The organism is Gammaproteobacteria bacterium (assembly GCA_016705365.1).
Lineage (GTDB): Bacteria > Pseudomonadota > Gammaproteobacteria > Pseudomonadales > UBA5518 > UBA5518.
Window position 1 is genome coordinate 322,097 of record JADIYI010000008.1, and the last position, 12,649, is coordinate 334,745.

The window sequence follows — 12,649 nt, forward strand, 5'->3', positions numbered from 1 at the left end:
GGCTGGTGACTCGCCTGCCGCTGCATCACGTTCGCAACAGGGTCTGCGCTCGGGGATGCAACCCGCCTCAGCCGGTTGATCGAAGCACAGGTACGCAGGCATCCCGAGCCGCACCTGTGGTTGCACCGTCGCTTCCAGACACGCCCGCCGGGCATGGCCTCCCCCTATGCGTCTGGCGGTCGCGGATGAGCATCCTGCATACTACGCGCGCCCCGAAAGCCGCATGGATCCTCCCTCGCCCTATGCCGGGTTCCCGAATCGAGAGCCATCGCTGCTTCCCGTTGCTGCTGATCGCCGCCAGCCTCGCAGCCTCGGGGTTGTCGATATTGCGCGACCTGCTGATCAACGACGATGGCGTGCTCTACCTGATGATCGCCGGGATGGACGCTAACATCGGACGCGTCATCCGCATCTACCGGGTGCGAGCAAACGGAGCATCGTCGTGAGCACGGTCCGGCCGTCGCTGTGGCATGGCCTGCTGCTGCTCGCGACCCTGCTGTTGTTTGCATTCGCCAACCTGTACAACCCGCTGATCAACGAAGACGGCGTGCTCTATCTGCTGCTGGCCGAGCGGATTGGCAGCGAAGGGCTCGATGCCGCATTCGCGCTGTTTGACAAGCCGCTGTATTCGGCGCTGATCGCCGCAATGCACTCGCTGCTGGGACTGCCGCTGCGCCAGTGCGCGCGACTGATCGATGCCGCGCTCGCCTGCCTGCTGGTTGCCGCTTTTGCGGAGTTCTGCCGGCTGCTGTATCGCGACCGCAGCGTGTTGCCGTGGGCCGCACTGCTGCTCCTCGCGCATCCGCGACTGAACAATTATTTCGCATTCGTGATCCGCGACCTCGGCTACTGGGCGCTGCTGCTGTCCTCGTTCTGCCTGCTGCTGCGCGATATTGCCACGCCGCGCGTGGCATACCTGCTCGGCTGGGCACTGTGCACCCTGCTTGCCGCCGCGTTCAAACCCGAGGCGCTGCTGTTCGGCATGTTGCCGCTGGCACTGCTCGGGACGCAGAGCGGCACCTTCGGCGCCCGCGGCCGGCGCGCGCTCGGCACCGTCGCGGTGGTGGCCGCCGCGATGGCGCTGCTGACCCTGATCGGCGTCGCCAATCCGCAACATCTGCCCGAAACCGTACGTGAACTGCCCGACGTTCCGCAGCGCCTCGTTCACGAAATTCCCGCCGCTTTCAATGCCGCGGCAGAGCGCTATGCCTCGCTGGTGCTCGATCCCTACTCGCGCGACGTGGCGGCGTTGTCCCTCGCGGGCGGCTTGCTGAGCATATTGCTGGTGAAGACTCTCAACAACATCGGCATAATTTCATTCCTGCTGCTCGGGTACGCCCTGCGCCGCGGCGAACTGCGCCTGCCGGGCGCCAACCGTGGCGCCTTCGCACTCATGATCGGATGCGCGCTGCTGTTACCCGTCCTGTTTCTTTGCTACCGGCAGTTCCTCGACAGCCGCTATGTCATGCCGCTGTGCCTGCTGTTGCTGGCCCCCACCGCGCGCAGCCTGCAGTTGCTGGCCGCGCGTGCGGCGGCGACCGGTCGCACGCGGCTGTTCGTCGCCGTGGTGCTGGTGGTGCTCGGCACGGATTTCGCGCTCGGCCTGAACAAACCGAAGCCATATCTGCTCGAATGCAGTGAATGGTTGCGGCAGAACACGACGACGGGCATGCGGATCTTCAGCAACGACAAGCAGCTCATCGCACAGACCGGCAGCCCCATCGACCTGCAGCAGGTCCAGGGCGCGGCGCAGCTGATCGCGGATCGGCACGCACCGCTGGAGGATGTGGCGTACTGGATCATCCACATCAAGCGCGGGCAGCAACAGTTGGTCGATGACCTGCTGGAATACGAAGACTTCCTGACACCGGTACAACGCTTTGAAAACGAGCGCGGCGACCTGATCGTCATCTATCGGCCGCTATAACCGGCCACTTCATCCCGCTGCGGCACACTGGCGCAATCCGCCGTGTTGGCGCGGGCGTGCCGCTGCGCGCAAAACAGCTTCAACACCGCATCCGTTTCGCGCCAGCGCACGCGTGCCACGAGACGCTGCCCGGGCAACACGCGCAGGGAGCGCGCTGACGAGCAGCCGCGCACTCAGAGGATGGTCTGCTCGTGAAGTCGCTTGTGAAGCACCAGGTCAACCACCGGCTGTTCGCGCTTGTTGGCGCGCCGGCAGTGCTGCGCGTCGATACGGTCGGTGAACGCGATGACCAGGCGGGCCCACCAGCGATGCTGTTCGCGCCATGCGTGGGAAGAAACCGATTCCCAGGCATAGCCGTTGAACACCGCCGCATTGACGAAGTGATCGAGCGCGCGGGCACCGGCGCGCCCGCGCGCGGTGCGCCCGAAAAATACCACCCAGGTCAGTATCAGGTAGCCGAGTATCGCCAGCGGCAACAGGAAAAAGGTCACCAGGACAAACCCGGCCACCCGTTCGTTCAATGTACTGCGCATGCGCCCCGCCTTGCTCCGTTTACCACATGTTGCAGCAAGTCTTGGCGCATTCCGCGCTGCGGTCAACCACGCGCGGCGGTTCAGGTGCGCCGCTCGAGCACAAGTCGCACGCCATTGGCGGAACGGATCGTCAGGCGCCCGACCGGCTGCGGCACATGTCCGGCCACCGGCCGCAGCCGGTAGTGGCGCAACACGCTGGCGAGAATCAGGGCACCCTCCTGCTGCGCAAACGCCGCGCCCATGCACACGCGCTGCCCCATGCCAAAGGGAAGGTAGGCAGTGCGCAGCGACTCGCGCGAGCGTTCGTTGGCGTAGCGATCCGGATCGAAAACGTCGGGGTCCTGCCACAGCTTGCGATGACGCTGGATCAGCCACGGCGCGATCATGACCGAGGCACCCGCCGGTACCGTCTTGTCGCGCATCGGGCAACTCTCGCTCGCCTGGCGCGCGAAGAAGCCCACCGGCGGAAACAGGCGCAGCGTCTCGCGGAAAACATTCCAGACCAGTACCAGCTTTTTCATGTCCGCCGGTGTCGGCTGGCGATCGCCTATCACTTCGATGACCTCGCGGTGCGCGCGCTCCTGTATTTCGGGCGCGTTGGCCAGCAGGTGAAGCGCCCAGGTCAATGCACTCGCGGAAGTTTCATGCCCGGCCAGGAACAGCATCGCGACCTGGTTCACCAGTTCCGGCAAATCAAAGGGCCGGCCGCTTAAGGGGTCCCTGGCCTCCATGAACGCCTGCAGGATGTCCTGTTGCGCGGGCGGCGCACCCTCGCGGAATACACGGTAACGCGGCTCCACCAATTGCCCGAGCAGGGCGCGGATCTCGTTGGCGGCCCGAGTGCTCTGGCGACGCTGCCACGGCCACACCAGCCAGCGCATCCCGTAGAGCGAGGGCAACATCAGGCGTGGCGCCAGTTCCTGGTAGCGGGCAAAGCTGCTGAACACGCGGCGCGCATCCTCACCGTCCATCGGCACCGAGAATATCGTGCGGAAGATGATGTCGGCGGTGACGTGCGTCATCTCGACCTCGACGTCGTGCTCGCTGCCGTCGGCGAGCAGCGCCATGCGCTGCAACAACGCCTCGGCTGCATCGAGCATGCGCGGGAACGCCACGTTCATGCGCGCATGCGCAAAGGCCGGATCCATCATCGCGCGCTGGCGCCGCCACTCGGCGCCGTTGGTGCTAAAGATGCTGTCACCGAGCAACGGGCGCAAGGCGTCTCCGAGCAGCGGACTCTTCGGAAAGCGATCCGGCTGCTCCACCAGCACCTGGCGCACCAGCGAGGGCTGGTTGATCATGTAGAGATCGAGTCCCGGCAGATGCACTTCACCCATCTGCATCCGGTAGCTGCGCTCCGACAGACTGTCCATCCACGAACGGCGCGCCCTGAAGAACATCAGCACTCGCGACAGCCGGGTGCGGACCGGGGGCGGATAGGCGGGACAGAACGGACTCATGCGGACAACTCCCGGACCCGGGCATAACGCTCGCGCAAGCTCATCGGGCCCGCGGTGATCGCGAAATAATCGTACCTTCCGGGCTTTTCGCTCGCCATGAGATATTGCGTATGCATCCGGTGCTTGTCGCCGATCATGGCACGATAGCTTGCGGAATCGAACAGGGTATGGAAACGCGGCGAGGTCATCAACGGCCAGCCGCTGCCCTTTTCCGTCACCTCGATTTCGCACACCTCGATCGGGTTGAGCAGCGCAAAACTTCCCCAGTCGGTGGGAGAGGACACATCCACCCACCTGATGATGCGACTGCTCGCGAGCGCGCCGAGCTCGCGGCGATAGTCGAGCGCCTGCGGAAACAGGCCCAGTAGCGGAATGCAGTTGCCGAGCGTGAGCAATGCAAGTTGCGGACATTGGCCATCGCGATCGGCGAGCGCTGGCAACGCGAGCGCCATCGCGCGCGTCGCCAGGATGCTGCCGACGCTGTAGCCGACCACCAGCAGCTCGTCGATGTCCGGCTCGCGCGCCAGCAACGCAATACGCGCCGCGGCATCCGCGACGATGCGATCGAGCTCCGGCAAACCGCGCACGCCATAGCGCGCCACAAACGCGTAGATGCGGGCCAGCAGGCCGGTATCCAGCCAGCGCTCGATGCGCAGCATCATCCAGCCACAGCCCGACAACAACAGCGCTGCCACCACGATGGACACCAGCGTGCTGCCCCAAAGCGCGAATGCAATCCATCCTCCCAGTACACTGACCAGTAAGCAGGCTGCCATTCCCAGCACAAAGAACAGCAGCGGATACATCATCGCGAAGAGCGTGCGCGGCGCGATCCGCCCGACCTTGATCAGTTGCGGAATTCCGTTGCCGATCACCCGCGCGTACGCCACCGCCATCTCCGCCATCAGCCGCAGCCCGTGGCGCGGCCAGTGCCGCCGTACCGTGGCGTCCCAGGACACCACTTCGATGCAACTCTCGCAGACCTCCTCCCCGGGCGGTGCGCCACGGGCGCTCCAGTACTGGCGAGCGGACGCATCGCGCCGGCGCGCCCCGACCTCGATCGGCAGCCCGTTCACGCCGGCCTGGAGGGCCGCGTGACGCTGGTAGAGCGCGTGATACCAGGACGCGCCCTTGGGATCGAAGCCGCCAAAGAACAGCACGTGACGCCGGCGTACGCGCGGCTGCTGACCGGCGCTCAAGCAAACTCCTCGATCGCCTGCTGAATGGTCTGCAGCGTGCGGTCCCCCTGAAACCGCGTCGCGGCCAGCGCGCAGGCGGTGCCGACAGCGCTCGCGCGCAGCAGGGCATGCAGCTGTCGCTGCAGGCGCCGCGAGGCGGATGCGTCACCTCCAAGGATGCGCGCCACGCCAAGCTGTTCGAGACGCCGGGCATTGTCGAACTGATCGTACGCGTGCGGTACCACCAGCTGGGGCACGCCGGCGCGCAGGGCCTGCGCGCTGCTGCCGATGCCGCCATGATGGATGAACGCGCGCGCTGCCGGCAGCAGCAGGCTGTAGGGCTCGTAGCGGGTGTGCAGCACGGTTCCGGGCAGATCCGCAGGTACCTGGTCCGCGGCATTGCTCATCAGCAGCGCACGCTCGCCGAGCGCCTTGGCGGCAGCAACGGCGGCGGCGAAAAACTCTCGCGCCTGCTGCATCGCGCTGCCCGCGGTGAACACCAGCGGAGCGCTGCCGCCGGCGAGGAAAGCCCGTGTTGCCCGGCTCAGCCCGCCTCCAGCGTCGCCATCGTAGAGCGGGAAGCCGGCCTGCCGGATCTGCGCCGGCCAGTCGGGGGTTGCCGGCGCAAACCAGTCAGGAAACAGCGTGATCCCGCGCTCCGGCGCGTGGATCCAGTCACCGAAAATGCTCTGGCGCAGGGGCGCCAGCCCCAGCGAATGGCGCATCGCCTCGACCGCGGGCAATGCCAGTGGCTGCATCTTGCGCCGGTCGAGCAACTCCCAGGCCCGTTTGCACAGCGCGCGCGGCATCCAGCGCGGCAACTGCCAATGCGCAATGCTGACCGGCGGATAGTGGTTGCGGATCATGGCCGGTGCGGTATAGGCGCTGATCGCCGGGACCCCGAGCTTCTCGTTGGCGATCCGCGCGGCGGGCATCAGGAACGGGCTGTAGAGCAGCACACAGGGCTGCGCTCGAAACACCGCCTCGATACGGTTGAAGGTATCGGCCATCGCCGGCCGCGCCAGATAACGCCACAGCACCCCGAAACCATTGATCGGGTGCCATACATAGTGATGTCCGAGGGCAGCCTCCAGATCACCGGCCCTGCCTACACCACAGAAGCCGATGCCGGCGCCAGCGGCCAGTGATGCGTAAGCCGGGCTGCCCAGCAGCTCGACGTCATGCCCGCAATCGGCCAGGTGGCGTCCGATCGCGAGGAACGGATGCACATCGCCGGCCGTGCCGAGGCTGGCGAGCAGGATCTTCATTGGCGCCCGCGCCACGAGCGAGCATGGGGGGCAGTTACGGCAATGCGCTGGGAAAATGCTTCGGGCATGGTCGTGGACGCGATCGGCTACCGGTTTGCGACCCGCATGGTAGCGCAGCCGACGCCGACGTGCCTCACGACACGATTTGTTCGGCCGCTCTCATGGCGTAGCATGGCGCCACATCACAACCGGCTCCGATCCCGGCACGAGGCAAACACGACCATGAGCGCAAGAGACAGCAACGGCACGGAGTTGTGCGACGGCGATTCGGTGCTGCTGATCAAGGATCTGAAAGTCAAAGGTACCTCGACCACGCTGAAGCGCGGCACCAGTTACAAGGGCATCCGCCTGACGGACAACGACGAAGAGATCGAATGCGGCAAGGGCAAGGGCACCATCGTGCTCAAGACCTGCTTCGTGAAGAAAGCCTGAACGCTTGCGTGCGTCGCTCCACGGCAGCGAACAGCCGCGCCTCGCGCCGCAACGCCAGGCGCAGCCATCGCGGCGGCCCCGCAGAGCGGCATCAATCCGCGACCGGTGTGAGCCATTGCGGATACTCGGCGAGCTTGCCGCGCACCAGGTCGAAATAGCGCGTCTGCAGCTGTTCGGTGACCGGCCCGCGCCGGCCACTGCCGATCTGCCGCCCGTCGAGTTCGCGAATCGGCACCACTTCGGCAGCGGTGCCGGTAAAGAAAGCCTCGTCCGCGACATACACCTCGTCACGGGTGATGCGACGCTCGACGAGTTCGAGGCCCATGTCGCGCACGAATGCCACGATCGTATCGCGCGTGATGCCCTCGAGGCACGAGGTCAGTTCAGGGGTGTGGACCTTGCCGTTGCGCACCACGAAAACATTCTCCCCGCTACCTTCGGCCACGTAACCCTCGTTGTCGAGCAGCAGCGCTTCCTCGCAACCGCTGTCGATCGCCTCGCGCAGCGCCAGCATCGAATTGATGTAATTGCCGTTGGCCTTGGCCTTGCACATCGTGATGTTCACGTGGTGGCGCGTGTAGGAGGAAGTGCGCACCTTGATGCCCGCCTCGCGCGCGGCCGGATCCATGTACGAGGGCCACTCCCAGCCCGCCACGATCACGTGCGTCTGCAGGCCCTCGGCACGCAGCCCCATGCCTTCGGAGCCGAGGAAGCACATCGGGCGGAGATAACCTTCCTTCAGGCCGTTCTCGCGGATCACCGCGCGCTGGGCCTCGCTGATGGTTTGCTGGTCGAAGGGCATTTTCATGCGCAGGATGTGCGCCGAGCGGAACAGGCGCTCGGTATGCTCCTTGAGCCTGAAAATGCAGGTGCCTCGATCCGCGGTGTGATAGGCGCGCACGCCCTCGAACACCCCGAGTCCATAGTGCAGTGTATGGGTCAGCACATGCACCCGCGCATCGCGCCACGGCACCATCCTGCCGTCGAACCAGATCACCCCGTCACGATCGTCGAAATTCATCTTTTCAGCTCCCGCTGCCTTCGTCCGTATCCGTCATAACTGGCGCGCCGTCGTCGTCCGCGCCGAGCAAATCTTCCCAAATGCGGCAAACCTCGTCGCGCAGGGCCTGGAACTCGTCGGCCGCCACGATTTCGTCCCGCTGTTGCAGGGTGAGGTGGTGCACCGCCGTGCGATAGGCCTTGTAGGCTTCGGTGAGCAACTGTGCATCGCCGGCGGGTATGAGCCCGCTCTCGCTCAACGCCTCGAGAATGCGGATATTGTCCGTATACACGCTCAAGGCGGGATATTCGCGCGACCATGCCAGAACGCTGTATTGCACCATAAATTCGATATCGACGATACCGCCGACACTCTGCTTGATATGGAAACGCGGACTTTTACCGCCGCTGGTTTCGGGGCCGAGCAGGTGGGTCCGCATCTTGTCGCGCATCTCGCGCACTTCCCGGCGCAGGCGCACGATATCGCGCGGCCAGGCCAGCACCTCCCGCCGCAATTCCTCGAAGCGCCTGCCAATCTCGGGGCAGCCCGCGACCGGCCGCGCCCGCACCAGCGCCTGGCGCTCCCAGGTCCAGGCCTGTTTGATCTGGTACTGACGAAACGCATCGAGCGAGGACACCAGCAAGCCGGCCGCTCCGGAAGGACGCAGCCGCATGTCCACCTCGTAGAGCTGCCCGAGCGGGGTCAACGTCGTGAGCACATGGATGATGCACTGCCCGAGGCGGGTGAAGAACACGCTGTTCTCGAGCGGGCGCTCGCCATCGGTGAGCAGCGAGGAATCGGCGTCGTGCAGAAACACCAGGTCCAGATCCGAACCGTGCCCGAGTTCGATGCCCCCGAGCTTGCCATAAGCCACGATGCAGAAGCCGGGATCGCAGGGCACGCCCGGCGCCCGCTGCGGCCGGCCATGTTTGTCGACCAGGTTGTGCCAGGCTACCGACAGCACCTGCCCGAGCATTACCTCGGCCTGAAAGCTCAGGTAATCGCTGACCTTCATCAGCGGCAGGGCGCCGCTCACTTCCGAGGCCGCGCAACGCAAGCCATGCGCCAGCTTGTAGTAGCGCAGTGCCTCCATCTGCGCCTCGAGGTCCGACCACGGAATGCGCAGCACCTGCTGCTGCAACTCGTCGCGCAACCACGCGCGATCGGGCAGCACATAGAGGCTGCGCGGGTCGATCAGCTCATCGAGCAGCACCGGGTGGTTGGCAAGCTCCTGCGCGATCCAGGGGCTCGCGGCGCACAACTTGACCAGTTGTTCGAGCGCCGCCGGATTTTCCTCCAGCAGCACCAGGTAAGCGCTGCGGCGCAGCACCGATTCGATCAGCGGCATGGTGCGCGCGATGACCACCGAAGGGTGGGCGGTCGCTGCCGCCGCCTCGATCAGCAAGGGCATGAAACGGTCGAGCCGCTCGCGCCCGTTGCTCTGCAGGCCCTTCAGGCGGTTGGAATCCTGCAGCGCGACGATCAGGCGCAAGGTGCCCCCGGCATCCTCGAAGCCGTGGCTGGCGAGCAGATCCTGCAGCAGCGGAGGATCTTTCTCCATGGCCCAGACCACACGCCCGCAGCCATGATCGTGTTGCTCCGGCGCTTCGTGGCCGAGCGCGACCACGCCGGCGAAATGGTGCGAAACCCGGTCTCGATGCCCGTCCAGAACCTCGCTGAACTCCTCCCATGAACCGAAACCCATCGCCAGCGCGAGGCGCACTCGACCCTCCGCATCGACGGGCAGGGCCTGGGTCTGGGCATCGGCAACCGCCTGCAACGCGTGCTCGGTGTTGCGCAGGAACACATAGGCCTCGCGCAGCTCGCACACCACCGCCGCCGGCAGGTGCCCCAGCGCCTCGAGCAATTCCAGTACCTGCAGCAGGCGTGGTTCCTGCAGCTCGGTTTCGCGGCCGCCGCGAATCAGCTGGAAGCTCTGCACGATGAACTCGATCTCGCGGATGCCGCCGGCTCCGATCTTTACATCCCCGCTCTTGCCACGGCGCTGCACTTCGCGGTTGATCATCGCTTTCATGTCGCGCAGCGCGTCGATCGCTCCGAAGTCGATGTAGCGGCGGTAGGTGAACGGGCGCAGCATCTCGAGCAGCCGCGCACCCGCGACCTGGTCGCCCGCGACCACCCGCGCCTTGATCATCGCGTAACGCTCCCAGTCGCGCCCCTGGCTCTGGTAATACTCCTCCAGCGCGTCGAAATTGAGCGCCAGCGCTCCGCTGTCGCCATAGGGCCGCAGCCTCATGTCGACGCGGAACACGATACCGTCGCGGGTATTGGTGTCGATCGCCTTGATCAGCCGCTGCCCGAGCCGGGTAAAGAACTCCTGGTTGCTGATCACCTGCGCGCCATCGGTCTCGCCCTGCTCGGGGTAGGCAAATATCAGGTCGATATCGGAGGAGAGATTCAGCTCCGAGGCGCCGAGCTTGCCCATTCCGATCACCACCATGCGCTGCACAGCGCCCCCCGACTCGCCACGCGGCTCCCCGTGACGCGCAGCGAGATGCGCATGGCAGTGCTGCAGGCTCAGGTCGAGCACCGCATCGGCCAGCAGCGACAGGTCACGGATGGTCGCGCCGAGATCCGCCACCCGGCTCAGGTCGCGCCACACGATACGCAGCATCTCGCGCCGCCGGACCTTGCGCAGGACGCTCATCAGCCCGGCCTCATCGACAACCGCACCGAGCTCGCGCTCCAGGCGGGTCCGGAATTCGGCTTGCGCATAACCGCGCCCGAGATCGCCGCTGTCGAGCAGTCCGAGCAGCAATTCGTGATCGCGTTCGCATTCCAGGGCAAAGAAACGGCTGCAGCACAGTACTTTGGCCATTCTTGCAGCCAGGCGATCATCGGCCTCGAGGTGGGCATCGAGGCGCGCACGCCCCACTTCACCGAGCGCCTCGCGCAGATTGGCCCAGTCGCGCGCCAGGCCTGCGCGCAGCAACTCCGGAATCGACGGCTGCACAGTCCCGATCACGCGCCGTCCCTGCCCTGCTCCGATGGAGCCACGCGCAGCACTTCCTCGAGCGTGGTGAGGCCCGCGGCAATCTTGCGCGCACCGCTCAGGCGCAGGGTCTTCATGCCGCCCCGCATACCGATGCGACGCAACTCGTCGGTATCGCAGTGCTCGCGCAGCGCTGCCTGTGCGGGGGCGTCCATGCGCAGAATCTCGTAAATCCCCTGGCGGCCCGTAAAACCGGTGTTGCGGCATTCCAGGCAGCCGGCGGCCGAATAGACCGTGGCCGGCGCTTTTGCCTTCCACGGCGCAACCAGCCGGTTCCAGCTCTCGTCATCGATGGTGCCGGCCACCTTGCAGTGGGGGCACAGCACCCGCACCAGGCGCTGCGCCATGACACCGAGCACCGTGGCCCGGATCAGGTAGGCCGGCACCCCCAGCTCCAGTAGCCGGGTGATCGCCGACGGGCTGTCATTGGTGTGCAGCGTCGACAGCACGAGGTGCCCGGTCAGCGCTGCCTGTACCGCCATCTCGGCGGTCTCCTGGTCACGGATCTCGCCGATCATGATCACGTCGGGATCCTGGCGCAGCAGGGCCCGCACCCCGCTCGCAAAATCGAGCCCGATACCGTGCTGCACCTGCACCTGGTTGAAGCTCGGCTCGACCATCTCGATCGGGTCCTCGATGGTGCTGACGTTCACATCAGGCGTGGCGAGCTGCTTCAGCGTGGAGTAGAGGGTGGTGGTCTTGCCGGATCCGGTCGGCCCCGTGACCAGAACGATGCCGTGCGGCTGCTCGACCATGCCGGTCCACAACGCATGATCCTCGTCGGCCAGACCAAGATCACGGAAGCTGCGCACCAGCACCTCGGGGTCAAAGATGCGCATCACCAGCTTCTCGCCAAACGCCGTGGGCAGCGTCGACAGACGCAGCTCCACCTCGCCACCGCTGGGCACCCTGGTTTTCAGGCGCCCGTCCTGCGGCCGGCGTTTTTCCGCGAGGTCCATGCGCCCGAGAATTTTCAGCCGGCTGGTCACGGCCATCGAAACAGCGGCCGGCAGGTGGTAGACGTGGTGCAGCACACCATCGATCCGGAACCGCACATTGGCCTGCTCGCGGCGCGGCTCGATATGGATATCGCTGGCGCGCTGCTCGAACGCGTATTGCAGCAGCCAGTCGACGATGCTGACGATATGCTGGTCGTTGGCATCGGGGTCCTTCTGCTTGCCGAGCTCCACCAGCTGCTCGAAATTGGCCAGCCCCGCGGCGGGCCCCTGCAGGCCGCGCGCACCGCTCACCGATTTGGCGAGGCTGTAGAACTCCACCGTGTAGCGATCGATATCGGAGGGATCCACCACCACGCGCCTGATCGGTCGGCGCAGGGTACGCGCCAGGTCCGGCTCCCAGTTCGACACCAACGGCTCGGCGCCCGCGATCACCACTTCCCGCGCATTGCTTTCGACCGCAAGGATGCGATGGCGCCGGGCAAAAGCAAATGACATCACTTCGGTGACCGCCGCCGCGTCGATGCGCAACGGATCGATATGGTAGATGCTCTGCCCGAGGCGCTCGCCCAGCCACGCCAGCAGGCACTCCATGTCGAGCACCCGTCCCCCGGGGCGCGTGTCGGCAAGGCCCTGGTCGGCAACGAAATTCAGCGGGTGCCGCGCTTTCGCGTCACGCACTCGCGGCGCGTAACGCAAGCGGCGCGCATCGGTTTCGGAAATGACGCCGTCGGCGACCAGCGCGTCCATGAGTTCGCCCTGATCGATCGGCTTGCCGGCACCCAATGCCTTGCGTTCGGACATGCAGACTCTTTCCCGCAGCTGAGGATGGCGGCATCCTACCAAAGTGCCTGCCCGGTGCGATTGGCCGAGCGCCCCCAC

10 protein-coding genes are annotated in these 12,649 nt (G+C 65.8%); 3 read left to right on the top strand and 7 right to left on the bottom strand.

Translation table 11 applies throughout. From position 1 onward, the window contains the following. The first annotated feature begins 242 nt into the window (after nucleotides 1-242). Nucleotides 243-446 carry a hypothetical protein gene (locus tag IPF49_08935; GenBank protein ID MBK6287735.1) on the top strand — a complete coding sequence of 68 codons (204 nt, stop codon included), beginning with the start codon at nucleotides 243-245 and terminating at the stop codon, nucleotides 444-446. Continuing rightward, entirely contained in the window at nucleotides 443-1,927 is a 1,485-nt protein-coding gene (locus IPF49_08940) for a hypothetical protein (protein ID MBK6287736.1), read from the top strand. Before IPF49_08935 ends, IPF49_08940 begins: the two co-directional genes overlap by 4 nt. Before the next feature lie 173 nt (nucleotides 1,928-2,100). Here the strand turns inward: IPF49_08940 and IPF49_08945 are convergent, their stop codons facing one another. From IPF49_08945 to IPF49_08960, 4 genes are all read right to left on the bottom strand, one after another. Further along, nucleotides 2,101-2,448, bottom strand: a complete 348-nt coding sequence (locus IPF49_08945) for a hypothetical protein (protein MBK6287737.1) — start codon at nucleotides 2,446-2,448, stop codon at nucleotides 2,101-2,103. Nucleotides 2,449-2,540: 92 nt separating this feature from the next. Then, complete coding sequence (locus IPF49_08950) at nucleotides 2,541-3,920, bottom strand: cytochrome P450 (GenBank protein MBK6287738.1); 1,380 nt, start codon at nucleotides 3,918-3,920, stop codon at nucleotides 2,541-2,543. Next, nucleotides 3,917-5,119: a hypothetical protein gene (locus IPF49_08955; GenBank protein ID MBK6287739.1), complete on the bottom strand. Its 1,203-nt coding sequence runs from the start codon at nucleotides 5,117-5,119 to the stop codon at nucleotides 3,917-3,919. Before IPF49_08955 ends, IPF49_08950 begins: the two co-directional genes overlap by 4 nt. Further along, entirely contained in the window at nucleotides 5,116-6,366 is a 1,251-nt protein-coding gene (locus IPF49_08960) for a glycosyltransferase (GenBank protein ID MBK6287740.1), read from the bottom strand. The genes IPF49_08955 and IPF49_08960 overlap by 4 nt, the downstream gene beginning before the upstream one ends. Nucleotides 6,367-6,588: 222 nt before the next feature. Here IPF49_08960 and IPF49_08965 point away from each other — a divergent pair, with 222 nt between their 5' ends. Then, nucleotides 6,589-6,798, top strand: a complete 210-nt coding sequence (locus IPF49_08965; GenBank protein ID MBK6287741.1) for an alkylphosphonate utilization protein — start codon at nucleotides 6,589-6,591, stop codon at nucleotides 6,796-6,798. Between the two features lie 91 nt (nucleotides 6,799-6,889). Here the strand turns inward: IPF49_08965 and IPF49_08970 are convergent, their stop codons facing one another. The 3 genes from IPF49_08970 to IPF49_08980 are packed head-to-tail and all read right to left on the bottom strand — an operon-like array spanning nucleotide 6,890 to nucleotide 12,571. Beyond that, on the bottom strand, nucleotides 6,890-7,819 hold the full coding sequence (locus IPF49_08970) for a branched-chain amino acid transaminase (protein ID MBK6287742.1): 930 nt from the start codon (nucleotides 7,817-7,819) through the stop codon (nucleotides 6,890-6,892). Between the two features lie 4 nt (nucleotides 7,820-7,823). Beyond that, nucleotides 7,824-10,784, bottom strand: a complete 2,961-nt coding sequence (glnE, locus tag IPF49_08975) for a bifunctional [glutamate--ammonia ligase]-adenylyl-L-tyrosine phosphorylase/[glutamate--ammonia-ligase] adenylyltransferase (GenBank protein MBK6287743.1) — start codon at nucleotides 10,782-10,784, stop codon at nucleotides 7,824-7,826. Next, nucleotides 10,781-12,571 carry a type II/IV secretion system protein gene (locus IPF49_08980; GenBank protein MBK6287744.1) on the bottom strand — a complete coding sequence of 597 codons (1,791 nt, stop codon included), beginning with the start codon at nucleotides 12,569-12,571 and terminating at the stop codon, nucleotides 10,781-10,783. Before IPF49_08980 ends, glnE begins: the two co-directional genes overlap by 4 nt. Nucleotides 12,572-12,649 lie beyond the last annotated feature (78 nt).

Bases quoted from the DNA above. Each gene is read 5' to 3' on its own strand.
- IPF49_08935 (MBK6287735.1), top strand. From the start codon at position 243: ATGCCGGGTTCCCGAATCGAGAGCCATCGCTGCTTCCCGTTGCTGCTG.
- IPF49_08950 (MBK6287738.1), bottom strand. From the start codon at position 3,920: ATGAGTCCGTTCTGTCCCGCCTATCCGCCCCCGGTCCGCACCCGGCTG.
- IPF49_08960 (MBK6287740.1), bottom strand. From the start codon at position 6,366: ATGAAGATCCTGCTCGCCAGCCTCGGCACGGCCGGCGATGTGCATCCG.
- IPF49_08965 (MBK6287741.1), top strand. From the start codon at position 6,589: ATGAGCGCAAGAGACAGCAACGGCACGGAGTTGTGCGACGGCGATTCG.
- IPF49_08970 (MBK6287742.1), bottom strand. From the start codon at position 7,819: ATGAATTTCGACGATCGTGACGGGGTGATCTGGTTCGACGGCAGGATG.
- IPF49_08980 (MBK6287744.1), bottom strand. From the start codon at position 12,571: ATGTCCGAACGCAAGGCATTGGGTGCCGGCAAGCCGATCGATCAGGGC.